Raw genomic sequence first — 23182 nt, 5'->3', positions numbered from 1 at the left:
AGGGGCGTGTCGTGGCGGGTTCGCGCCGTCCAGCCGGGCGGGACCGGCCATTCCGTACGGGCGTTCCGATTTCTACAAGCGTCCCGGACCGGCCCGGGCCAGGATCGCGCCGCCACCTCCCGTGGTGATCAACACGCATGTGATCAAAGGGAGTCGCGCCATGCCCGAGAACGTCCGCACCCCTCGCCGCACCCCTCGCCGCACCCTGCGCAGCGCCACCGGCCGCAGCCCCCTCGGCCGCCGCGCCCTGGCGGCCGCCGTCGTCCTGGCCGCGACCGGAACCGTCCTCGCCGCCGCCCCGCAGCCCGCACAGGCCGCGCTGCCCGCGCAGTCGATAGCCGACCCCGTGCACTACTGGAACGACGTGCTGCAGAACGTCTTCCGCCGGGTCGGCGGCGGGCCCGTCCCGATGGCCCGCTCCGCCGCGATGATGAACGCCGCGATCTACGACGCGGAGTCCTCGTACCAGCTGAAGTGGAAGGGCAAGATCACCTCGGAGCCGTACATCAAGGCGGAGAACTACCTGGGCTGGGTCGAGGGCCCGGACGAGGAGGAGCGCGTCATCGGCCGGACGGCCTACAACATCCTCCTCGGCCTCTACGGCAACAAGCAGAGCCGCTACGCGGACCAGACGCAGTACCTCGACGCCCGCTTCCGCGAGCGATTCGGCACCGAGCCCACCGCCGGTGACTTCCTCGACCTCTCCGTGGTCGGCGCGATGGTCAAGCAGATGACCGACGCCCGCACCGGCGACGGCTCCGACAACCCCCAGGTCTACGTCGGGGACAACAGGCCGGGCGCCTGGCGGCCGACGAGCTACCCGGACATGCCCGACTCCTCCTGCGACGAGGACAGCGACGCGGTCAGCCCGTTCTACGGCCAGGTCAAGCCGTTCTCGCTGACCTCCGGCTCGCAGTTCCGCCCCACCACCCTGACCCAGTACGGCTCGTACGAGGCCCTGGTGGCGAGCGAGGAGTACAAGCGGCAGGTCGACGCGGTCCGTACGGCCGGCGCCGACAAGCCCACGGCGGCCACCCCGGTGGTCAACCGGACCCCCGACCAGCTCGCGGCCGCCTGGTTCTGGGCCAACGACAACAACGGCACCTACAAGCCGCCGGGCCACATGCTCCAGGCCACCCGTGAGGTCGCCAAGGCCCGTGGCCTCGGGGTCTACGCCAACGCCCGCCTCTTCGCCCTCGTCTCCCTCGCCATGGCCGACACCGGGATCGCGGTCCGCGACGCCAAGTTCTCCACCCCCATCGACCTGTGGCGGCCCGTCTCGGCGGTCCGCGAGGGCGGCCTCGACCCCCAGTGGAAGCCGCTGCTGAAGAGCCCGACGGGCGTCAACGTCAGCCCCTGCTTCCCCGCGTACGTCTCCGGCCACGCCTCCTTCGGCGGCGCCTGGGCCGGGGTCATGAAGCGCTACTTCGGCAGCGACAACATCTCCTTCGACCTCACCACCGACGAACCGCAGGCTCCGGTCAAGACCCGCCACTTCACCAGCTTCAGCGCGGCCGGCAAGGAGGACGCCGACAGCCGCATCTGGCTCGGCGTCCACTACCCGTGGGACGCCACGGACGGCCTCGCCCTGGGCGAGAAGGTCGCGAACCAGGTCTTCACCACCAAGCTCCGCACCCTCTGAGTCCCGTCCGGCCGGATGACGTAAGCCTTTCGTCATCCGGCCGGGCCTGGTCCCACCCCGCGCCCGCGCGTTGAATGCCCATGACGGCCGAAACGGCCGGACGGCCGAACGGCCGGACGAGAGGAAGGGCCCGACGAGTGACGCAGAACCCGGCGCGAGACGAGCCGCAGGACCCGGCACAGGACCAGGCGCAGGACCGGTCGCAGCACCCGGCGAGGAAGCGGGGCGTACGCAGGCTCCTGGCCGTCCTCGCCCTCCCGGCGGCCCTCCTGCTGGGCCTCGGCCTGTACTGGTTCCAGCCGTGGAAGCTCTGGCAGGACGCGACGGTCCACGAGTCCCTCCCGGCGGCGGCCCCCTCCGCGGCCGCACCCGCGCCCACCGCTGCGAACACCCCGAGCACCGCGAACACCCCGAGCACCGCGAACACCCCGAGCACCGCGGCCACCCTGGCCGCCCCGGCCGCCCCGCAGACCCTCGCCCAGGGCTCGCTGATCAGCCACGAGCACGCCACCACGGGCACCGCGAAGCTCATCCGGCTCCCGGACGGCTCCCTCACCCTGCGCCTGGAGAACCTCGACACCAGCAACGGCCCGGACCTGCGGGTCTGGCTGACGGACGCTCCGGTGAAGGAGGGCACGGCGGGCTGGCGGGTCTTCGACGACGGCAAGTACGTCAGCCTGGGCAAGCTCAAGGGCAACAAGGGCGACCAGAACTACGCGGTCCCCGCCGACGTGAACCCCTCCGACTACGGCAGCATCACCATCTGGTGCGACCGCTTCGACGTTTCCTTCGGCGCGGCGGCCCTCACGGCCGTGTGACCCTTGTCCCCGTACCGAGTACGCGCGACGGGCGCGGCAGGAGCGGGAAGGGCGGGGGAAGAGCGTGGCGGGACCGCAAGCACCGGAGGACCACCTCTCGGGGTACGCCGACCTGCTCCTGGACGCCTGCGCCACGGGACGCCTCATGACCCGCGCGGAGCTGGACTCGCGCCGTGCGGAGGGGGAGCGGGCGGCGGAAGCAGGGCAGCCGCTCCGCGCCCTGATCCGGGACCACCTGGCCGCGGCGCAGCTCGTTCGGCCCCTCCCCGCATCCGGCCTGCTCCTGGCGGCCGTCGAGCAGGCGGTGGACGCCTTCGTCGAGGGCTACGAACGCGCCCAGCAGCAGGCCGTCCGTCAGGAGGAGGCGGCCCGCAGGGAGTTCATCGACGACCTCCTCTACGGCGGCAGCGACCTGGGCCGGCTGGCGGAACGCGCCGAGCGCTTCGGGCTGCGCCTCTCGCAGTCGCACGGCGTCGCCGTGGCCACCGGCCCCGAACCGTACGGTGACGGCTACCCGGTGGCGCGCGGGATCGAGTCGGCGGTCCTCGCCCGGTTCCCGGGCCGGCAGGTCCTGCTGACCACGAAGGACGGGCGGCTGATCTGCGTGGCCCCCGGGGAACAGCCCGAGGTCCTGGCCTACTTCGCGAAGCGGGCGCACGCGGCCACCGACGGCGGCCGGGTCGGGATCGGCCGCTCGCACCCGGGCCCGGGCGGGGTCGTCCACTCCTACGAGGAGGCCCTCAACGCCCTCGACCTGGCCCGGCGGATGGACCTGGACGGGCCGGTGCTCCATGCGGTCGACCTGCTCGTCTTCCCCGTCCTGACCCGGGACCGGCAGGCCATGGCCGACCTGGTCGAGAGCACCCTCGGCCCCCTGCGCGCGTCCCGCGGCGGCGCGCAGCCGCTCCTCGACACGCTCACCGCGTACTTCGACAGCGGCTGCGTCTCCACCGAGGCGGCCCGGCGGCTCTCGCTCAGCGTGCGCGCGCTGACGTACCGGCTGGAGCGCATCCACACCCTCACCCGCGCCGACCCGGCCGACCCGCTGAACCGCTACACGCTGCAGACCGCGGTGATCGGCGCCCGCCTGCTGGGCTGGCCGGGCGGCGACGCCTGACCCGGACCGGGCACTGGAGCCGTGCGTTAAAGAGGCGTAAAGATTGCCGAAGGCAGGCAATGTGCGCAGCACGCCTCCGGTGACACGATGCCGGTGTCCGGCGAAGAACGCCACTCGGGCGGGGAGGTGTCTCATGGGTTTGTTTCTAGGTCTCGGCATGACGGGGATCGCGCTGCTGGCCCTCTCCCTGGCCCTCGACGGCGTGCTGGAAGGCCTTTTCGACGGGGCGCTCGACGGACTGTTCGACGGCTGGCTGTCCCTACCGGTGCTCGCGGGCTTCGTGTCGATGCTCGGGTTCACGGGAGCGATCGTGCTCGGGACCACGGGCTTCGGGCCGGGTCCGGCGACCGCCGCGGGCGCCCTCGCGGGAGCCGGAGCGGGCTGGGCCACGTACCGCCTGAGCCGCACCCTGATGCGGGACCGCAGCGGAGCCGCCCCGCGCCACGACTCCCTCGTCGGCTCGACCGGGACCGTGGTCACCGCGATCCCGCTCTCCGGCTACGGCGAGGTGCTCCTGCGCCTGGCCGGCCAGCCCGTGAAGTACGCGGCGACCGCCGAGGGCCCGCTGGCCCGCGGCGCGGAGGTGTGGGTGACGGCGACTCCGTCGTCCAGCTCCGTCACCGTCCGCCCCGTCGAGCACTGACCACCATCCATCACCATCACCATCACCGATCTGCTCCCACGGGGGAGGCAGGGGGGATCCGCCATGAGTCCAGTCGTCACCGCGGTCGTGGGAGTCGTCGTACTCCTCGTCCTGCTCGCCCTGGTCGTCGTCACGCGCTACAAGGTCGCCGGGCCCAGCGAGGCGTTCATCATCACCGGCCGGCGCGGCAAGAGGTCCACCGACCCGGAGACCGGCCGGATATCCACCGACACCACCGGCCAGAAGGTCGTGGTCGGCGGCGGGGTCTTCGTCGTCCCCTTCGTGCAGCAGCGCTACACCCTCGACCTGTCCAGCCGGCACATCCCGATCGCCGTGCGCGGCGCGGTCACCCTGCGCGGCATCAAGGCGAACCTCGAAGGCGTCGCGATCGTCAAGGTCGGCGGCAACGAGGACGCCATCCGGGCCGCGGCCCAGCGTTTCCTCCAACAGCAGGACGGCATCGTCGGCTTCACCCAGGAGGTCCTGTCCGGCGCGCTGCGCGCCATAGTGGGCCGCATGTCGGTGGAGGACATCATCCGCGACCGCGCCGCCTTCGCCGGTCAGGTCGCGGAGGAGGCCGAGGCCAGCCTCTCCGGCCAGGGCCTGGTCCTGGACGCCTTCCAGATCCAGGACATCACCACCGAGGGCTCCTACCTCGAAGACCTCGGCCGCCCCGAAGCCGCCCGCGCCAAGCAGGAGGCGGACATCGCCGAGGCCAACTCCCGCCGGGCGGCCGAGCAGGCCCGCCTGAAGGCGGAGGAGGAGATCGCGGTCGCCGAGCGCACCCTCTACCTGCGCCAGGCGGAGATCAAGGCCGAGACCGACGCGGCGGCCGCCCAGGCCAACGCGGCCGGCCCGCTGGCCGAGGCCGACCGCCAGCAGCAGATCCTCGGCGAGCAGGAGAAGGTGGCCGAGCGTCAGGCCGCTCTGACCGACCGCCAGCTCGACACCCAGGTCCGCAAGCCCGCCGACGCCCGCCGCTACGAGGCCGAGCAGGAGGCGGAGGCCAAGCGGGTGGCCCGCGTCAAGCAGGCCGAGGCCGAGCGCCTCGCGGCCATCGCCGCCGCCCAGGGCGAGGCGGAGCGTGCCCGGCTCACGGGTGAGGGCGAGAAGCAGCGCCGCTCCGCCCTGGCCGAGGCCGAGGCCATCGAGGGCGTCAAGCGCGGCGAGGCCGAGCGGGCCCGCCGTGCGGCGATCGCGGAGGCCGTGCGCCTGGAGGGCGACGCGGAAGCCGCGGCCATCCTGGCCAGGGGTTCGGCCGAGGCGGAGGCGATGCGGAAGAAGGCGGAGGCCTTCGAGACGTACGGCGACGCGGCGATGATCCAGATGATGGTCGAGGCCCTGCCGCAGGTGGTCGCCAAGGCCGCCGAACCCCTCTCCGCCATCGACAAGATGACCGTCATCTCCACCGACGGCGCGAGCAAGCTCTCCCGTACGGTCACCGACAACGTCGCGCAGGGCATGGAGCTCCTGAGCTCCACCACCGGCGTGGACCTGGGCCAGCTCCTGAAGGGCCTCACCGCCCCGAAGACGACCACCGCCCCGGAGCCCCCCGCCCTCAACGGCAAGATCGAGATCACCGGCTAGCCGCACCCGCACTCTGATCGCGGGGCCCGCTGCCGAGCAGCAGGCCCCGCCGGCGCTGCCGCGGCCGGGCGCCCACCGCCCCGTAGCGGGAGAATGCCCTCATGACGACCCCCGCGACCCCGATGGACACCGTCACGCTGGAGCGCCGCATCTCAGCCCGCCCGGAAACCGTCTTCGGCTTCTTCACCGACCGGGAGAAGTGGCTGTCCTGGATGGGCTCCGACGGCACGTTCACCTTCGAGCCCGGCGGCTCGTACCGCATCCGGATCACCGGGGAAGACGTGGCCTCCGGCCGCTTCCTGACGGTCGACCCGCCCGAGCGGCTCGTCCTCACCTGGGGCTGGGAGCAGGGCGGCACGCCCGTGGCGGCCGGCTCCACCCGGGTGGAGATCACCCTGGAACCCGCCCCCGCGGGCACCCTGCTCCACCTGACCCACAGCGGCCTGCCCACCTCGGAGACCTGCGAGGCCCACGCGGAGTCCTGGCAGCACTACATCGACCGCCTGACCCTCCACGCCGAAGGCGGCGACCCAGGCCCGGACGCATGGACGCGGCAGCCCGTGGTCTGACCGCCCGTGGCCTCCTCAGTGCCCGGGTGACAGCTCGCCGCTGAGGTTGCCGTGCATCCGGGCGCTGTGCTCGTTCAGCCCCGTGATCTCGACGCTCTTGCCGCGCCGGCGGTACCTCTCCTCGATGGCGTCGAGGGCAGCGACGGAGGACGCGTCCCAGATGTGCGCGCCGGAGAGGTCGATGACGACCTTGTCGGGGTCGCCCGCATAGTCGAACTGCCCGACCAGATCGTTGGACGAGGCGAAGAAGAGTTCGCCGGTGACCGAGTACACCACCATGCCCCCGTCGGGGTCGGTCACGGAGGTGACGTTCGCCAGGTGCGCGACCCGCTTGGCGAAGATGACCATCGCGCTGACCGACCCGGCGACGACCCCGACGGCGAGGTTGTGCGTGGCGACCACGCAGGCCACGGTGATCACCATGACGGCGATCTCGCCGGCCGGCATCCGCTTCAGCGTCTTCGGGGCGATGGAGTGCCAGTCGAAGGTGGCGAAGCAGACCATCACCATGACGGCGACGAGCGCCGCCATCGGAATCTCGGAGACCACCGGCCCGAAGGCGATGCACAGCACCATCAGGAACACGCCGGCGAGGAAGGTCGACAGCCGCGTCCGGGCCCCCGACACCTTCACGTTGATCATCGTCTGGCCGATCATGGCGCAGCCGCCCATGCCGCCGAAGAACCCGGTGACGATGTTCGCGACGCCCTGGCCCACGGACTCGCGCGTCTTGCTCGACCGGGTGTCGGTGATCTCGTCGACCAGCTTCGCCGTCATCAGCGACTCCATCAGCCCGACCACCGCCATGGCCAGCGCGTACGGGGCGATGAGCGTCAGCGTGTCCAGGGTGAACGGCACGTTCGGCAGACCGGGCACGGGCAGCGAGGACGGCAGGGCGCCCTTGTCCCCGACGGTCGGCACCGCGATCCCCGCGGCCACGGTGACGGCGGTGAGGATGACGATGGACACGAGCGGCGCCGGGACCACCTTGGTGACCTTCGGGAAGAACACCATCAGCCCGAGCCCGCCGGCGAGCAGCGGGTAGACCGCCCACGGCACGTTCCGCATCTCGGGCACCTGGGCCATGAACACCAGAATGGCGAGGGAGTTGACGAAGCCGACCATCACCGAACGCGGCACGAACCGGATCAGCTTCGCCACCCCGAGCGCCCCGAGCACGATCTGGAAGACACCACCGAGGATCACCGCCGCGACCAGGTACCCCAGCCCGTGCTCACGGTTGAGCGGCGCGATCACGAGCGCCACGGCACCCGTAGCGGCGGAGATCATCGCCGGACGCCCCCCGACGCACGCGATGACCACGGCCATCGTGAACGAGGAGAACAGCCCGATCGCCGGATCCACCCCGGCGATGACCGAGAAGGAGATCGCCTCGGGGATCAGCGCCAGCGCAACGACCAGACCACCCAGCACCTCGGTCCGCAACACCTTGGGCGACACCCACGCGGGCCACACGGACAGGGGAGCACGAGAGGAAGACACGGACACGGACCTCAGGTTCGGCGAGAACACCCGAACCGACGGGCGGGTGCGCGGAGAACAGTCTCCAGAAACACAGGAAGGGCCTGACCCACTAAGTGGATCAAGCCCTTGACCTGGTCTTACGAAGTCGGGGTGGCGGGATTTGAACCCACGACCTCTTCGTCCCGAATGAGGTACGGGACGAGACTCGACCTGCTGAAACCGGAGTAGCCGCAGGTCAGAGCGTTGGTAAGCGTTGGCTTGAAGGGGTACCAAGAGGATACCTGCTCAGGATTTTCTCCCAGGCTTCTCCCAGGGCCTTCCTCATCTCTCGACGCCATGTCCGGGTTGGCGACTGTCCGCCTAGACGCCCCTTGCTAGGCGCCCGAGCCCGCTGCTGGCCGGCGTGTCGGCGGCCTCGCTATCCGGGCTTCCCGTTCCTCATCGATTCGCGAGTCACGGGCTGGCCCCTGCGGCATCCTGGTCGCTACCGCTCGCAAGCACCGAGTCGAAGGTAGGGGAAACCTTGAGCCTGATTGAGGATTTCATATCGCGCTACATCCGAGAGTATGACTTCTATAGTCAGGTTGCACGCCTAACCGCTCAGATGCTTGAAAGGGATCTGCGTACTTCAGGGATTCGCTGCATTGTGACCCACCGAGCAAAAGATGTTTCTCGCCTTGCGGAGAAATGTCGCCAGCGTGAATCACAGAAGGGGTACGGATCCATCGATGACATCTATCAGGATGTTGTGGACCTAGCTGGTGTGCGCGTCGCACTATATTTCCCTGGAGAGCAAGAGCAGGTAGACAAGGTAATCAACCGGCTATTCCGGCTAACCGAACCAAGGAAGGATTTTCCGGCTAGCTCTCAAGGTGGGAGTGGTAGGCGCTTCTCAGGCTACTCTGCTGCGCACTATAGAGTCCGCTTGAATGGCGGGAATCTGAGTGAATCGGATAGGCGATACGCGTCGGCCCGTGTGGAAATTCAAGTTGCGTCGGTGCTAATGCATGCCTGGTCGGAAGTTGAGCATGATCTGATCTATAAGCCGCTGGAGGGTGACCTGTCCGATCAGGAGATCTCTATCCTTGATCAGCTCAATGGTCTGGTTATTGCTGGAGAGATGGCCCTTCAAATGCTCCAAAAGGCAGGAGAGGTCAGGGTTGCTGGCACGGGCCGTTCGTTCTTGAATCACTATGAGCTGGCTGCTCACCTGCTAGGTCGCGCCAGCGACTTCTTGGGAGGTCCAGTAGAGGGCTCGGGGCTTGGTCGCGTTGACCTGCTGTTTGACCTCTTGACGCGGCTGAAGCTTGCAACACCAGCGCAGTTGGATCCCTATCTGGAATCGCTTCACGGCAATCTGGAGAAGCGTCCACTCGCGGAACAGGTGATCGATGCGATGCTCCTCGAAGACTCCACTCGATATGAAGTTTTCAACTCGCTCAATTCTGAATCACGAGAACCAGTCGGCATGAATGGGCGTGGAGCGGATTCCGGGAGGAGTGAGCGAATCGTGGAATTCCTGGAGACGTGGGTTAGGTTGGAAGAGGCTCTCAGGTCTTTTGTTCCGCCCGGGGGGCAGAGTTCGAGGATGCCTCTGATGGCCATGCTCGATTATGCACCGAATGTAGATGATGGGACCAAGGCGGAACTCCATAACTTGCGGCTGATTCGGAATGATATCGTCCATGGGCGCAAGGTGATATCGGGTGGTTATTTGCAGGAGGCTTTGAATAGGCTCATCGTGATTGAGGACCTCATTCAGAGGCAGGTTAGGTCTCGGCGCGAAGGGTAGCCGGGAGGTCTATTGTCTGACGTCTAACCGCGCCTAGAAAGGGGAAGGGTGGAGTTGCTGGGTTGAGTTTTGGTGGGCTTTTCCCATTGTGGAGTTTCGCTTGCCGTTTTTGTTGGAGTTACGCTCATCCGTTGAAGGGACCAGAAGTCCATGGCCGTTACCCCCTTCCCGTCGTCCCTCTGCACCAGGTGCGGCACGAAGCTGAGCCGGAGCAACACCGACATTGTCTGCAGTCCCTGCCGCCGCACTGCTGGCCCTGGCGCCTCTGGTGGCCCGGCACGTGCGGTTCCGGCTGCTACCTCGCCGCACTGGCTCGCCGCGGACACGGAGCGGAGTACCCCTCCCGACGGATCGAACCTGGCCGACGTGCTCAAGGCGTATCGGGCACTCCACAAGCTCAAGCAGCAGGACCTCGCTGACCTGCTCGGCTACGACCAGTCGTACGTGTCGTTACTCGAACGCGGCAAGCGGACCATCCGCGACATGGTCGAGCTGCGCAGGCTCGCTCACGCGTTGGCTCTACCCGAGGATGAGCTCGGCCTACTCCCGCCGGCCGAAGCCGCGGTCACGGTCGGAGCGCCCGCCGGCGACCCGGGCGGGCGGAACCCGCTCGCCGCCATCGACGACCAGCGCCGCTGGCGCATGACACGCCGCGAACTCAACCGACACCGGGCCGACCTCACGAAGGCCGCCGCCGCGCTGTATCCGGAGGTGTCCCGCGCAGGGAACAGCCCGGTCCTCACACGCGAGTCCTGGATGTGGCCCGAGCCGGTCGACTTCGCGGACATCGAGCTGTCCTGGCTCACCCAGACGCTCCCGCCTGAGGTGAGCGGGCGGGAGAAGGCGTCGGAGAAGGTGCGGCCGCTCGCCGCGAACGGGGCCAAGTTCGATCGCTACACCCAGGCGATCCGGATGATCGACCGCCCCTCCCTGTTCGTGAACCGGCCGAGTTTCCGCCTGCTCGACGTCTCCCGGACGGAAGGCCGGCCGAAGTTGTCGTTCGGGTACACGACCTACTTCGATATGGCCGACGTCTGCGAGGGCGTGGCGCACGAGCTGGCGAGTGCCTGGCTGAAGACCGGAAGCGACCCTGCGTGGATCGGTGATCCAAGTTGGGCGGAGCTTCCCTTCCGGACGCTCGTCGGCGACCCATTCGACCTGGCTCACCGGCCGCTGCTCCCGTCGATCGACACCTTGACCATTCGGCTGGGCCCGGAAGGTGCTTCGTTCCCGCTCCACCACCGGTCGGCGAGCAACGTCGCGCTGGCCGGCGGGAACTACCACGTCATGCCAGCAGGGGTTTTCCAGCCGTCCTCGGTGATGCCCTGGGACCAGTCCAACGACTTCAACCTCTGGCGCAACGTCCTTCGCGAGTACGCGGAAGAGTTCCTCGGCGATCCTGAAGCCGACGGCAGCAGCGGTGAGCCGATCGACTACGACAGCACGGAGCCGTTCCGGACGCTCAACCAGGCACGCCGGGAGGGCAAGGTGCGTCCGTTCTGCTTCGGGATCGGTCTGGACCCGCTCACGTTGGCGGGCGAGATCCTGAGCGTGGTGGTCATCGACGCGGAGGTCTACGACTCCGTCTTCTCCGGCATGGTGTCGCGGAACTCGGAGGGCACCGTCGTGGCCGGCCGGGCCGGTGGCGGCGGCGCCGGGATTGAGTTCACCGAGCCCAACATCCGGCGCCTGCTGGACAATGAACCTCTGGCGTCCGCTGCAGCCGCGTGCCTCGACCTGGCGTGGCAGCACCGCGGGCTCATCCTGGGCTGAGAGGTAGATCAGTGCGCGTACTTGTGACCGGGGCCTACGGGTTCGTAGGAAACGCGGTCGTACGACGGCTCGCCGAGGCAGGCCACGAGGTCGTGGCGCTCACGCACCGGCCAGCAGACGCTCCCCTCCCGGAGCTGCCGGTCTCCCGGGTCTTCCGCGGTGACATCCGGGACGGGAAGGCTCTTGAAGGAGCCCTCGACGGTGTCGAGGGCGTGTGCCACCTCGCAGCTCTGACGCGCGTCCGCGAGTCCTTCGACCGGCCGGAGGAGTACCAAGCGGTGAACGCTGGAGGCACGGAGGCACTGCTCGACGCGCTGGCTGCAGTCTCCCCGGGGCGGGCCCCGAGGGTCATCTTGGGCTCCACGGCGGCGGTCTACGGGGCACCCGAGCGACAGCCCATCGGCGAGGACACCGTGCCCGCGCCGAGCAATCCCTACGGCGTCTCGAAGCTTGCTGCAGACGATGTGCTCAGGGCTCGAGCAGAGGCGGGTGCGGTTGAGGCCGTGAGCCTGCGCTGCTTCAACATCTCGGGGGCGGTGTCGGGGGTAGGGGATGCGGACGAGAGCCGGATCATCCCGAAGGCGGTGGCAGTAGCGGCCGGCCGGTACCCACAGCTTGAGATGAACGGCGATGGCGACGCGATCCGGGACTTCGTGCACGTCGATGACTTGGCGCGCGCGTACGTGCTGGCTCTGGAGGCCAGCACCTCAGCCCCGTACCGGGTCTACAACGTCGGCGCCACGGCGGCGAGCATGCGGGAGATCGTGGCCACGGTTGAGCGGGTGACGGGACGGGCGGTGCCCGTAGTCCACCGCCCCCCGCAGCCCGAGCCGCCGCGGCTGGTCGCCGACATCTCCAGGATCACCACTGACCTGGGGTGGAAGCCTGAACGGTCCGGCCTTGAACAGCTGGTCGCTGACGCATGGTCGGTGGTTTCCACCAGCGGTCACTAAGGCTTGGCCAAGCGGCCCTTGACGCTCTCCGGCAGGTTGTCGAACGCCTTCCGCCAGTGCTCAAGGGCCGCTTCGCTGTTTGTCGAGCCGGTGCCGTCCTCGCCCAGTGACTCGCGTAGCGCTGCCTCGACCTCCAGGCCTGCCAGCAGAAGCGGCAGTGCCCAATCCGCCGCACCCTGCGAGTGGTCCGCGAGTCGCGGCGGAAACTGAGCGAAGACCCCCTTGCCCTGGTGGCCGACCACGTATCCCTCTGCTCGCAGCAGCGACACGGCGTTCTTCACCACGGTGCTGGAAGCGCCGGAGCTGTTGATCAGCTCCTGCGCTGAAGGCAGTGCGGCACCATCGGGAAGCTCGCCGCTGCGAATGCGTTCCCGCAGGTCATCGGCCAGCTGAAGGTATGCCGGCTGCCCTCGAAACTCGGTCATCGGGGTGTTCCTCCACTCGCAGATGTCGTACCTAGTACACCAGTCTCCCCGCATCCATTCCCGAGACGAAGGCCAAGCCACTTGCCAACATGGTGCACTAGGTGCACCATGTTGTTCAGAGGGCAGCGAGCATGCGGCAGACCTCATATGACAAGCCGTCATTCGATTCCTGAGCACTGCGCGGACAGGCTTGTCGCAAGCAACGGGGCCCCCGGAAACGGCGGTTCGGTCGCTGATCACCGACTCATGAGGGGCCTTCTTTGGGCTGCTCTGAGCTGCACCAATGCACTGCCGACAACTCAACAGCGTGATCCACCGCAGCAGTACGGCCGTGACCGCACCGGCCGAGGCGAGTGGAGACCAGCCGACTGAGAACGGGCCCGCGTCACAACCGGTCCCTACGCCCCGAAGGGGTGGCACGCCATCGGCTCTAAAGATCCGCACGGCCAGATATTTGGCTGCCACGACCTCCGGGGACTCGGACCGCCCCCGGATCGAGCGGCGCCGTGCGAAGCCCAGTCCGACCCGCACCAATACCCACAGTCGCCGACACCCGATCCCGCACGCCGGGTGTCGGCGGCCGTGGCTGTTCGTGGATTCGAGTAGCCGACCCAACGATGTGCGGCCCCGGCGCTGGAACGCCGGGGCCGCTGTTCGGGCCCCGTTCCTCCACAGAAGGAGCAAGACCCATGAGGTCCATCGCTGCACTTCACAACGTTGTTACCCCGTGGTCGGACGGCTTGGAGCCGTCGGACTCGGAGCTGGACGCGATCGAGGTCGAGATGCCGCTGATCCTGGCGGAGGTCGACCTGCTCGACGCGCTGATCTCCCAGCTGGACCGGCCGGCGTCCGAGTTCAACGCGCGCCGGATCCGCAGGGCCCGCAACCGGGTCCTGGCGGCCCGGCGGGACGCGACCAACCGCACCGCCGGCACGAGCATGCCGGGGGACGCGGCATGAGCAAGAAGACCTTCGCCGCGCAGCTGTCCCTGCGCTGCTGCGGCACCACCGCCCCGGAACGGACGGCCGGCCCGTGCTGGCAGCTCTACGTGGCCATGACCGGTCTGGTCAGCGAGTGGCCCACCTTCACCTGGCCCACGTCCACCGCGATCCCGAACGTCGAAGCGCGCAAGGCGGCGCTGGCGTACCTCGGGTTCACGCTCGCCGAGGGCGCCGAGTGGGAGTGGGTGGAGATCACCAGCCCCGCCTACCACGCCCACCCGTCGTGGGTCCTCCTGCTGGGTTCGGTGAAGGTCCGGGCGCTGGAAGGCGGGGCGCCATGAACGACGTTCACGTCGGTTCAGCGGAACGCGCGCTGGCCGTTGGCACGTGGCTGATCGTGGGCGGGGCGATGCTTTACTCCGTCCTCACCGTCACCCCGCTGATGGCCGCGCACACCGCTCCTGAGTGGCGGTGGACGGCACCGATCCTGCCGCTCGTGGTCGATGCGGCGGTGGTCATCGTGGTCCGCCTCGACTCCGTCCTGGCCCGCCTCGGCGGCCACGGCGGCCCCTGGCCCGTCGCCCTGCGATGGATGACCGGCGCCATGACCCTGGCCCTGAACGTCGGGGCATCCGCGCTGGCCGGGGACCTGGTTGGCGTCGCGATCCACTCCGTCGCGCCCCTCCTCCTCATCGTCACCGCGGAGGCTGGTCTCGCCTACCGGCGGGCCATCACCACCGCCGTCCGGGCCCTGCAAGCCGAGCAGCGGGCCGAAGCGCAGGCCCGTAGGAAGGCGGTCGAGGACCGGGAGGAAGCCCGCCAGGTGCGGGTGCTTGAACGCCGTGACCATGAGGCGGCCCTCGCTCGTGAACAGCGTGAACACGAAGCCCGACTCGTCCGCGAGGAAGCCGAGCGGCAGGACCGGATCCGGCGCGAAGAGCAGGCACGTGCCTATGCCGCCGCGACCGCTGAACGTGAGGCCCGTGAACGCCGTGAACGCGAGCGTGAACAGGCGCAGGCCGAGCGTGAACAGGCCGAGCTTCGGGCCGCGCAGCAGCGCGAGCTGGAGGCCCGGCAAAGGGCCGAGCGTGAGCGTCAGGCGCGTGCCGAGCAGGCGGAGCGTGAACGCCGTGAACGCGAGCGTGAACAGGAGCGGATCGAGCGTGAACGCGCTGCTCTCCTTGCCGCCGGGCCGCCGGCCGAGAAGCTGGCGGAGGACCAGGCCCGCGCCACGGTCCGGGCCGCGTTCGACGCGGGACTGGCCGTGCGGGTGGCTGCTGAGCTGACTGGCTGGTCCGTCGGCTGGGCCTCCGCCCGCTACCAGGAACTCCGCGACGCCAACACCTCCACCGTCCAGGCCCTTGAAGGGGCCACGTCGTGAGCCCGACCCCGCTCAGCGCGGAAGCGACCCTGCCCGTCTACACCTGGCGCCTGGCCCCCGACGGCCTGGCCACCCGCCGCCAACTCCGCGCCGCCGGCCTCCGCCCCGGCGGGCAGGACGTCGCGGCTCAGGTCGAGCGGCCCCGCTACCGGCGGGGTCCGCTGGTCGCCTTCCTCTACCGGATAGAGCTAGCCCGCCCGGTCCGCCCCATGACCCCGGCCAAGGCCGCGGCTCTGGCGAAGGCGAACACCGCCCGCCGCACCTGCCCCACCTGCCGCACCGATGCCGGATACGTGATCCCGGCCTCCCTCGGCATGTGCGTCCCGTGCGCCTACCCCGATGACGAACAGTGCGTCGCCTGAACCACTCAGCAAGGGCCCGGCCGCCAGCCTCCTACAGCGTCGGCCGGGCCCTCTTCTCCCCTGAAGGAGCACGTTCAGCATGACCGAAACGACCGTCGAACCGCAGGCCCCTCCCCAAGAAGCCACCACCGCCCCTGCCCCGGCCGAGATCAGCACGTCCACCCCCGCGAAGGATGTGGAGCACACCGCCGGGGGCTACCCCGTGGTGCCGCTGTCCGTGTCCGGGGCGAACACCGCCGCCGGACTCCTGGCCACGGCCGCGCTGGCCAGCGGGCCGCTCGCCGTCGCGATCGCCATGACCGGCGCCGCCGTCCTCGGCACCGCCGCCGCCCACCAGCGCAGCAAGGCCGGGAAGAAGAAGCCCGCGACGAGGCCAACCTCGACCACGGCCAGCACTCGAGCCTCCGCCGGGCGGGCGGGCGGTGGTGGTTTGGGGCGGATCCCGACGCAGCCCCGCACCAGCCCTCGACCCGGTAGCAGTGGCGGCGGCGCCGGATCCCGCAGTAGGGCTGGGAAGGCGCGGCACCGTGCGGGCAATCCGTCCGGTGGCCGCTCCGGTGGCGCCTTCGGTAAGGCGGGTAAGCCGTCGGCCCGGCAGCGTGCCGTGCAGGCGGCTGGCCGTCTGGCCGGTGGCCGGGCCGGACAGGTTCAGGCTCTGCGGTCGCAGGCCAGGACGCAGGCCCCGACCCGGTCCGCCGCCCGCACGGCTGCGGTGCAGGCCCGCCGTCAGGTCGCGGACACCCGGCGGGCCGTACGGGCCAACGAGCGTGCAGCAGGAGCACGTACTACCGGCCGTGGCCCGGCGGCCCGCACGCTCGCCACGGCCAGGGGCAGGGCCGCCGGAGTCCGCGACCGAGCCGTCGGCGCCGCCCGCTCGATACGGGACCGCAGTGCGGGCCGGACGGTCGCTGCCGGTCGGGCCGGCGTGCAGGAGGCGGCGCACCGCAGGCGGGTTGCCGCGCTGCAGGCTCCCGCGCAGAGGGCCGCACGACGGGCCTTGCGCCGGTCCGCAGCCCGCTTCCAGGCCCGCCGGGCCGCCGCGGCTGTGCTCGGCGCCGCGCTCGGTGTCCTTGGCATGGTGACCACCCCGATCGGCCGAAGGCTCCGTTGGAACTGGTTGATGTTCCCGGGCCGGCGCCTCTACCAGTTCCTCGTCGGCCGGGCCCGCACCGAGCGCGAAGCCCGCGACGAGGAGATCCGCGCCCAGCTCGAAGACGACGAAGCCGCCGCCGAGCAGGAAGCGCAGGCCGAGCGCGAGCAGGACGCCGAGGGTGACCTGCTCGGCGATACGGCTGCTCGTCCCACCACGCACGTTCCCGCACCTCCCGCCAGCCAAGGAGTAGCTGTGAGCAACGCATCCGGGTTCAGGTTCGAAGAGCTCGCCGCCGAAATGGAGCAGGCCGCGCAGGCCTACGAGCCGGAGAGCGCGATGGAGATCCTCGCGATGATCGAGGGCCTGCCCGAGGCCCTGGCGTCGATCGCGAACGTCATGCAGATCCTCGCGGAGCGCTCGGACACCGAGTTCCCGCTGGAGAAGGAAGTCGCGGACGGCTTCGCCGACATCTACGGCGCCCTCAACTCCGCGACCGCCGTCGCCGAAGACCTCGGACCGGCCTTCCGCAAGGCCCACGAGGCCGACATCGCCCGCCACGAAGACCCCCGCAACGGGCCCGAGGCCGAGAAGGGCTGGAACGTCTGATGACCACCACTTCCGCCATCAAGCACGAGGGCCTTGCCCTGGACTGGGCTGCCGGCCACGGCCCCATCACCGGCGCCCTCTCCGCCACCACCGGTGCCTACGCCGTCGCCACCGTCGGGACCCTCGCTCACATGCCCCCGAGCTGGGCGCTGGCCGTCGGTACCGTCGGGGCGATCGGGCACACCTCGTCGGGGCTGCGGCAGAGGCTCGCCGCCCGCACCATCGTCGCCCGCGCCGCCTCCTGGCTCCTCGGCTCCGGCTGGACGACATGGGCGCTCGCCACCGGCCCACTGAACTGGACCGCCCTCGGCTCCCTCGCGGTGATCGGTGTCGGGATGGGGGCCGCAGCCCGCTCCGTCGGCTTCTACGAGGAGGCCCGCGAACTCGAAGCCATCGCCCTCGCCGAGCGGCAGGTCGCCCGCGAACTGTCCGCCGACCGGCGGGCCATCGCCGCCGAGTGGGTCGACCGGGTCCAGCGGGTCTGCGGGATCACCCTGCGGATCGTCGCGGTGGAGATGTGGCCGACGAACACCGGCTTCACCATCGACGCCGAACTCCCCGCCGGCGGCACCACCTACGACCGCATCGCCCGCGAGAACGCCCGCCTCTCCGCCGATGCCCGCCTCCCGCACGGCTGCACCGCCGCCGCCTCCCCGGGCATCGACCAGGGACGCGTCCTCATCGACGTCACCACCGCCAACGTCCTCGCCGCCGAGATCACCTACCCCTCCGACTACAGCGCCCTCTCGATCCACACCGGCATCCCGTGGGGGTACCGCACCAACGCGGAGGCGATCCTCACCTACCTCCGCGAGCAGTGCGCGCTGGTCGTCGGCCCGACGGGGTCGGGCAAGACGAACATGGTTCACGTCATCCTGGCCGGGTTCGCCCGCGCCACCGATGTCCTGACCTGGGTCATCGACCTGAACGCCGGATCGGCCGGCCTGCCGTGGATCCGCCCCGCCATGGACGGCAGCGGGAACGGCCAGCCCGTCCGGCCCGGGATCGACTGGCTCGCCGCCTCCCACGAAGAAGCACTCCTCATGCTCGATGCCGCGCTGCGGATCGGCCTGTACCGCAAGCGCGCCTACCAGGACCTCATGGCCAAGGCCAACACCGACCTCCTCCCGGTCAGCCACGACATCCCGCAGATCATGCTGGTCATCGACGAGGGCGCCGAGATCCTCACCAGCAACGATCAGGAGACCCGGAAACTCGCGAAGAAGATCCTCGAAGTGATCCGGATGCTCCGCGCCATGGGCATCCGCACCGTCCTCACCGCCCTGGGCGCGACCGGGTCCGTGCTGGGCAACGTCATGATCCGGCGGGAAGCCAAGACGCGGGTGGCGCTGACCGGCGGGGCGACCGAGGGCATGGACCTCTCGAAGCTGTTCCCCGGAGGGAACGGGCTGCGGATCGAGCAGGCCCCGGACAAGGGCACCGGCTTCATGGGTACCCCCGAATCCCCGGCCGGTCTGTTCGGGACGTGGCGGATCCTGCCCAACCAGATCCGCGACATCGTCCACGCCACGAGCGACCGCCACCCGCGACTGGACTCCGTCTCGGCGAAGGCGGCTGGCGCGGACTACGCCCGCCGGTGGGACCACGGCCGCACCGCATGGATCACCGAGCACGAGCACAGCGTCCCGGAGCCCGACGGCAGCCCCCCGGGCACCGTTGCGACGGGGCGGGCAAGTGGGGGTCTGAACCTGTCCGCTCACCGCGAGCAGGTTCAGGCTCCGGCGGTCTCGGAGGGGGCGGGGGTGGATGCCGAGTTCGAGCGGCTCATGTCCGTCGAGTTCAACACCCCCCAGCCGGAGCAGGAACCGGAATCCCGCAAGGAGCGCCCCGGGCTGAACCTGTCGGCGCTGCGCGACGGGGAATCCGGCCCGGACTGGCTGCCCGAAGCGATCGCCGCTCTCTACGCCGCCGGACCCGACGGGATGAAGCCGGCCGCCATCGCCGACGCGGTCAGCCGTGGCCGGGAGTCGGTCCGCAAGGCCCTCAAGGGCGCTGCCGAACGCGGTGAGCTCGTCTACCGCGACCGGGGCCCGCACTCGGTCTACGTCCACCCCGACCACGCCTGAACACCCCTACCCAACCCGCTACTGCCTACTGCCCACCGTCCGCCCCGTGGGCAGTAGAACAGGCCCCTACTGTCCACTCTCGCCCCCTGAAACCCGCTCTCATCAGCGGATTGGGCAGTAGGCAGTAGCCACTGGGCAGTAGGCAGTAGGCAGTAACCCCGCACCCATACAGCCACCCTGCCGCCCGCGGGCGGCACCCGCTGCGGTGCCGCCTGCCCGCCCCGAACGGGGACCTTCCCGCATGCCCGTGACCATCTCCCTCGTCGTCCTGCTCGGCGTGATCCTCGCCGTCCTGCTCCGCACCCGCACCCTCGGCGCGGGCAGCGCGCTCGTTGCCGTCGGTTTCGGGTTCTTCCTCGCCGCGACCGGCGCCGCCGCCCCCATCAACGACTTCATCAGCGCCGCCCTCACGGCCATATCCGGAACCTGACCACTCCCGTGCCAAGGAGCCTGCTGTGCATGAGCCGACCCGCACGAGCACCACCCCGCCCGCCCGCTACGGCGACCCGATCTACTACCCCACCACCATCCAGCAGCCCACGATGCCGCTCGCCGAACTCCCGCCCGGAGTCGAGATGGTCACCCTCCCCGGCGGCTACCGGACCCTCGCCTACACCCACCCCCAACCCCACACGCCCGCACCGCCCGCGCAGCCGGTACCGGCGTGGGCCAAGACCACCGCCCTGCTCGCTCCGACCGTCGGCGGCGGGGTCGCCGCGGCCGGGTTCGGGATCTCCTACGCCGCCCCGGGACTGATCGCCATGACCGAAGCCCTCTGGGCCGCCATCGCCCTCATTGCCGCCGGCGTCATCGCACCAATGCTCCTCCGCGCCGGACGCAGGTCGGGCGGGGGTGCAGCGCCCGTGCAGCACGTCACCCAGAACATCACCGCGTCCGGGATGTTCGGCCGCGCCACCGGAACCCTCAACCAGCGCTGAAAGGCCACCCCATGCAGCAGGACCCTCAGCCGCTCTCCGAGCGCGTCTCTGACGCGCTCGCCCTCCTCAACGGCAAGCGCACCATCCGCTGCCCCCACCCCGGCTGCCGTATCCACATCCGGTACCGCCAGATCACCACCGACGAGGCCAAGCGCCTGATCGACTTCGCCACCGACCACACCTGCCACTGACACGACGAAGGCGGCCCCCTCTCACGCCAATGAAGCGGGGCCGCCCTCTTCCAGAACCTCAGAACTGGAGACCCCAAGCATGACCCAACCTGCCCCCATCCGGCGAGACCGCCGAGTACGACTGCTCGCCGAAGCCCTCAGCCTCGCCGCCCGAGGCTGGCCCGTCTTCCCGCTCCACCCCGGATCGAAGAAGCCCGCCCTCCACAAAGAGGACCGCTGCCCGCGCACCGGCGGCTGCGCCGACGGGCACCTGAAGTGGGAGCAGCGCGCGACCACTGACGGGAACACGATCGTCCGCTGCTGGACGCACAAGCCGTACAACATCGGCCTGGCCACCGGCCCCGCCGGACTGATCGTCATCGACCTGGATACGCCCAAGACCAACAGCAGTCCGGATGCGCCTGGCGGCGCGGAGACCTTCCTGGCGCTCTGCGAGCGCGCCGGGCAGGCCGTCCCCACTACCTACCGCACCCGGACCCCCTCCGGTGGGGCGCACCTGTACTTCACCGCCCCGGCCGGGATCCGGCTGGGGAACACGGCGGGCAGGCTCGGCCCGCGCATCGACACCCGCGCCCACGGTGGCTACGTCGTCGCGCCCGGCAGCAGTACCGCGGCGGGGATGTACGAGGTGACCGACCCCGCGCCGGTCGCGCAGCTCCCCGGCTGGCTGCTGTCCCTACTCGAGGTGCCCGCCCCGGTCCAGGCCCGGCGGCTGCTGGCTCCGGCCGTCAGTGGCACCAGCGCGGCCCGCGCGGCGCTGGACGCCGAGTGCAACGTGGTCCGCGCCGCCCCCGCAGGGCAGGCGAACAACACGCTCAACCGGAGCGCCTTCAAGGTGGGGCGCTTTGTCGCGTGGGGCGACCTGGCCCGAGATGAGGTGGAGGTGGCCTTCCAAGGGGCGGGGGAGGAGCGGGGACTCACCGCTGCCGAGTGCCGCTCCACGATCCGCAGCGCCCTGGACAGCTCCGCCCGAACGGTCCGGGCCCGGGATGCGGCATGAGCGCCCGCCATCATCCCCCCTTGGAAGGCCCCACCCTCGCGCCCACCGGCCCCCGCTCCGCCGAACCGGCCCGGACCACGGACGGCAGTGGCGCGCCGAAGGTCGTCGCCGAAGGCGTCCCTTCATCTGTTCTCCCTGACCCGCGCCATGACGACGGGCGCCGCCCCGTCGCCTGGCTCCACATCACCGCACCCGGACGAGGCGTCACCCCCTCCGCCCGCTCGTGGTGCTCGTGCGGACGGGACCTGTTCGCCGCCGGCCAGACCCGCGCGCTCGCCCTGATCGACGACCACGTGCGCCACCGCACCGCCTGCCCCCAGCTCGTATCCCAGGAAGGGAAGGCCGCCTGATGAGCGACCACAAGCCCACGGTCGCGCCCATCGACGGGGCGGCCCTGCTCGACGAGGTGGAAGCCTTCCACCGCCGGTTCAACATCTTCCCGCGCGAGGCCGCGTACGTCGCCGTGACGCTGTGGGACGCGCACGCGCACCTGCTCGACGCCTTCGACGCCACCCCGCGGATCGCGTTCCTCTCCCCGGAGCCCGGTTCCGGCAAGAGCCGCGCCCTGGACGTGATCGAGACCCTCGTGCCCAACTCCATGGCAGCGGTGGACGCCTCGCAGTCCGCGCTGTTCCGGTCCGTCGCCGGAGTCGAAGGGGAACGGCCCACGATCCTCTTCGACGAGATCGACACCATCTTCGGCCCCAAGGCCGCGGGCGATGAGAACCTGCGCAAGTTCCTCAACGCCGGTCACACCCGGGGCCGGAAGATGTACCGGTGCGTCGGGGAGGGCACCAACCAGACCGTGGAGGGCTTCCCCGCCTATTGCGCCGTCGCCCTCGCGGGACTCGGCTCCCTACCCGACACCGTCTTCACCCGCTCCGTCATCATCCGGATGCGTAAGAAGGCCCCCAACGAGAAGTGCGAGCCCTGGCGGGAACGCATCCACAAGAAGCAGGGGAACGCCCTGCGCGACCGGCTCGCCGCCTGGACCGAATCCATCCGCGAGCAGGTCACCGGGTCCTGGCCCACCATGCCTGACGGAGTCTCCGACCGGCCGGCGGACGTGTGGGAACCCCTCCTCTCCGTCGCCGAAGCCGCGGGAGGCGACTGGCCGAGCCGAGCCCGCGACGCCTGCCTCGAACTGGTCTCCGCCGCCAAGGAGAACGACGCCTCCTCCCTCGGCATCCGCCTGCTGATCGACCTACGCGACCACGTCTTCCACGGCCAGGAACGGATGCCGACCGCAGCGATCCTCGAGTGCCTCCTCCGCATGGACGACGCCCCCTGGGCCGACATGGACGGCAAGCCCCTCACCTCCCGCGTCCTGTCCCAGATGCTCGGCCAGTACGTCACCTCGGCCAACAAGCCCATCAAGCCCCGCGGGATCCGAGTCGGCTCCGCGACGCCCAAGGGCTACTACGCCGAAGACCTGGCCGACGCCTGGGCCCGCTACTGCCCCCCGCACCCCCAGAAGTCCGCAACAGCCGCCACAGCCGCCACACCGCAGGTCAGCGGGGGTGAATCTGTGGCGGATACCGCCACAGCCATCCGCCACACGCACACGGAAACCGCCACGCCGCTCTTCTCCGTCGCCGGCTAGCTCCCGCGACCACCCGGTGCCGCCACACCCCGCGTGTGGCGGCACCTATCCGCCACAGAATCCCGATCCGCCACAAACGCAAGCCGCTGACCAGCAACGTTGCGGCGTGGCGGATGTTGCGGATCCCCAGGGCCCGAGGAAGGGCCAGCGGCAGACGTGGCGGTCAGCGGTACCAA

23 protein-coding genes are annotated in these 23182 nt (G+C 70.1%); 21 read left to right on the top strand and 2 right to left on the bottom strand.

All coding sequences use genetic code 11. From position 1 onward, the window contains the following. Window positions 1-160 precede the first annotated feature (160 nt). The 6 genes from AC3IX6_RS16520 to AC3IX6_RS16495 all read left to right on the top strand — a co-directional run bounded on the left by AC3IX6_RS16520 (window position 161) and on the right by AC3IX6_RS16495 (window position 6376). Window positions 161-1642 (top strand): vanadium-dependent haloperoxidase, encoded by a 1482-nt coding sequence (locus AC3IX6_RS16520; RefSeq protein WP_489370849.1) that lies wholly within the window; start codon window positions 161-163, stop codon window positions 1640-1642. Window positions 1643-1881: 239 nt separating this feature from the next. Continuing rightward, window positions 1882-2460: a DM13 domain-containing protein gene (locus AC3IX6_RS16515; protein WP_489371469.1), complete on the top strand. Its 579-nt coding sequence runs from the start codon at window positions 1882-1884 to the stop codon at window positions 2458-2460. 64 nt (window positions 2461-2524) lie between these two features. Then, window positions 2525-3577, top strand: a complete 1053-nt coding sequence (locus AC3IX6_RS16510; RefSeq protein WP_489370847.1) for a PucR family transcriptional regulator — start codon at window positions 2525-2527, stop codon at window positions 3575-3577. 133 nt (window positions 3578-3710) lie between these two features. Continuing rightward, a complete protein-coding gene (locus AC3IX6_RS16505) occupies window positions 3711-4220 on the top strand; it encodes a hypothetical protein (RefSeq protein WP_489370846.1) in 510 nt (169 codons plus the stop codon). A 63-nt stretch (window positions 4221-4283) separates the two neighbouring features. Further along, window positions 4284-5807, top strand: a complete 1524-nt coding sequence (locus AC3IX6_RS16500; RefSeq protein ID WP_489370844.1) for a flotillin family protein — start codon at window positions 4284-4286, stop codon at window positions 5805-5807. Between the two features lie 101 nt (window positions 5808-5908). Then, window positions 5909-6376: an SRPBCC family protein gene (locus tag AC3IX6_RS16495; protein ID WP_489370842.1), complete on the top strand. Its 468-nt coding sequence runs from the start codon at window positions 5909-5911 to the stop codon at window positions 6374-6376. Between the two features lie 15 nt (window positions 6377-6391). Here AC3IX6_RS16495 and AC3IX6_RS16490 read toward each other — a convergent pair whose 3' ends face one another. Further along, a complete protein-coding gene (locus AC3IX6_RS16490) occupies window positions 6392-7879 on the bottom strand; it encodes a SulP family inorganic anion transporter (protein ID WP_489370841.1) in 1488 nt (495 codons plus the stop codon). 505 nt (window positions 7880-8384) lie between these two features. Here AC3IX6_RS16490 and AC3IX6_RS16485 point away from each other — a divergent pair. The 3 genes from AC3IX6_RS16485 to AC3IX6_RS16475 all read left to right on the top strand — a co-directional run bounded on the left by AC3IX6_RS16485 (window position 8385) and on the right by AC3IX6_RS16475 (window position 12379). After that, window positions 8385-9653, top strand: coding sequence for a GTP pyrophosphokinase (locus tag AC3IX6_RS16485; protein ID WP_489370839.1), 1269 nt, complete (start codon window positions 8385-8387; stop codon window positions 9651-9653). 366 nt (window positions 9654-10019) lie between these two features. Continuing rightward, a complete protein-coding gene (locus tag AC3IX6_RS16480; RefSeq protein ID WP_489370837.1) occupies window positions 10020-11426 on the top strand; it encodes a helix-turn-helix transcriptional regulator in 1407 nt (468 codons plus the stop codon). 11 nt (window positions 11427-11437) lie between these two features. Next, on the top strand, window positions 11438-12379 hold the full coding sequence (locus AC3IX6_RS16475) for an NAD-dependent epimerase/dehydratase family protein (RefSeq protein ID WP_489370836.1): 942 nt from the start codon (window positions 11438-11440) through the stop codon (window positions 12377-12379). Here the strand turns inward: AC3IX6_RS16475 and AC3IX6_RS16470 are convergent. After that, on the bottom strand, window positions 12376-12804 hold the full coding sequence (locus tag AC3IX6_RS16470) for a winged helix-turn-helix domain-containing protein (RefSeq protein WP_489370834.1): 429 nt from the start codon (window positions 12802-12804) through the stop codon (window positions 12376-12378). The two genes, AC3IX6_RS16475 and AC3IX6_RS16470, sit on opposite strands and share 4 nt — an antisense overlap. A gap of 689 nt (window positions 12805-13493) precedes the next feature. Here AC3IX6_RS16470 and AC3IX6_RS16465 point away from each other — a divergent pair. The 12 genes from AC3IX6_RS16465 to AC3IX6_RS16410 all read left to right on the top strand — a co-directional run bounded on the left by AC3IX6_RS16465 (window position 13494) and on the right by AC3IX6_RS16410 (window position 23006). Then, window positions 13494-13763, top strand: a complete 270-nt coding sequence (locus AC3IX6_RS16465) for a DUF6284 family protein (protein ID WP_489370832.1) — start codon at window positions 13494-13496, stop codon at window positions 13761-13763. Continuing rightward, window positions 13760-14086, top strand: coding sequence for a DUF6303 family protein (locus AC3IX6_RS16460; protein ID WP_489370830.1), 327 nt, complete (start codon window positions 13760-13762; stop codon window positions 14084-14086). The genes AC3IX6_RS16465 and AC3IX6_RS16460 overlap by 4 nt, the downstream gene beginning before the upstream one ends. Beyond that, complete coding sequence (locus AC3IX6_RS16455; protein WP_489370828.1) at window positions 14083-15126, top strand: DUF2637 domain-containing protein; 1044 nt, start codon at window positions 14083-14085, stop codon at window positions 15124-15126. Before AC3IX6_RS16460 ends, AC3IX6_RS16455 begins: the two co-directional genes overlap by 4 nt. Beyond that, window positions 15123-15488: an RRQRL motif-containing zinc-binding protein gene (locus AC3IX6_RS16450; RefSeq protein WP_489370827.1), complete on the top strand. Its 366-nt coding sequence runs from the start codon at window positions 15123-15125 to the stop codon at window positions 15486-15488. The genes AC3IX6_RS16455 and AC3IX6_RS16450 overlap by 4 nt, the downstream gene beginning before the upstream one ends. 79 nt (window positions 15489-15567) lie before the next feature. Continuing rightward, complete coding sequence (locus AC3IX6_RS16445; RefSeq protein ID WP_489370825.1) at window positions 15568-17187, top strand: hypothetical protein; 1620 nt, start codon at window positions 15568-15570, stop codon at window positions 17185-17187. Further along, window positions 17187-19274, top strand: coding sequence for a hypothetical protein (locus AC3IX6_RS16440; RefSeq protein WP_489370824.1), 2088 nt, complete (start codon window positions 17187-17189; stop codon window positions 19272-19274). The genes AC3IX6_RS16445 and AC3IX6_RS16440 overlap by 1 nt, the downstream gene beginning before the upstream one ends. Window positions 19275-19515: 241 nt before the next feature. Continuing rightward, a complete protein-coding gene (locus tag AC3IX6_RS16435; RefSeq protein WP_489370822.1) occupies window positions 19516-19704 on the top strand; it encodes a hypothetical protein in 189 nt (62 codons plus the stop codon). Window positions 19705-19729: 25 nt separating this feature from the next. Next, window positions 19730-20212: a hypothetical protein gene (locus AC3IX6_RS16430; protein ID WP_489370820.1), complete on the top strand. Its 483-nt coding sequence runs from the start codon at window positions 19730-19732 to the stop codon at window positions 20210-20212. An 11-nt stretch (window positions 20213-20223) separates the two neighbouring features. After that, complete coding sequence (locus AC3IX6_RS16425; protein ID WP_489370819.1) at window positions 20224-20403, top strand: hypothetical protein; 180 nt, start codon at window positions 20224-20226, stop codon at window positions 20401-20403. A 79-nt stretch (window positions 20404-20482) separates the two neighbouring features. Further along, window positions 20483-21403 carry a bifunctional DNA primase/polymerase gene (locus AC3IX6_RS16420; RefSeq protein ID WP_489370818.1) on the top strand — a complete coding sequence of 307 codons (921 nt, stop codon included), beginning with the start codon at window positions 20483-20485 and terminating at the stop codon, window positions 21401-21403. Between the two features lie 20 nt (window positions 21404-21423). Further along, window positions 21424-21753 (top strand): hypothetical protein, encoded by a 330-nt coding sequence (locus tag AC3IX6_RS16415; RefSeq protein ID WP_489370817.1) that lies wholly within the window; start codon window positions 21424-21426, stop codon window positions 21751-21753. Further along, entirely contained in the window at window positions 21753-23006 is a 1254-nt protein-coding gene (locus tag AC3IX6_RS16410) for a DUF3631 domain-containing protein (protein ID WP_489370816.1), read from the top strand. The genes AC3IX6_RS16415 and AC3IX6_RS16410 overlap by 1 nt, the downstream gene beginning before the upstream one ends. Window positions 23007-23182 lie beyond the last annotated feature (176 nt).

It is taken from the genome of Streptomyces sp. GL_141 (genome assembly GCF_057834385.1).
The sequence above is the reverse complement of the archived record's forward strand: the minus strand, read 5'-3'. Positions and strand labels throughout refer to the sequence as shown.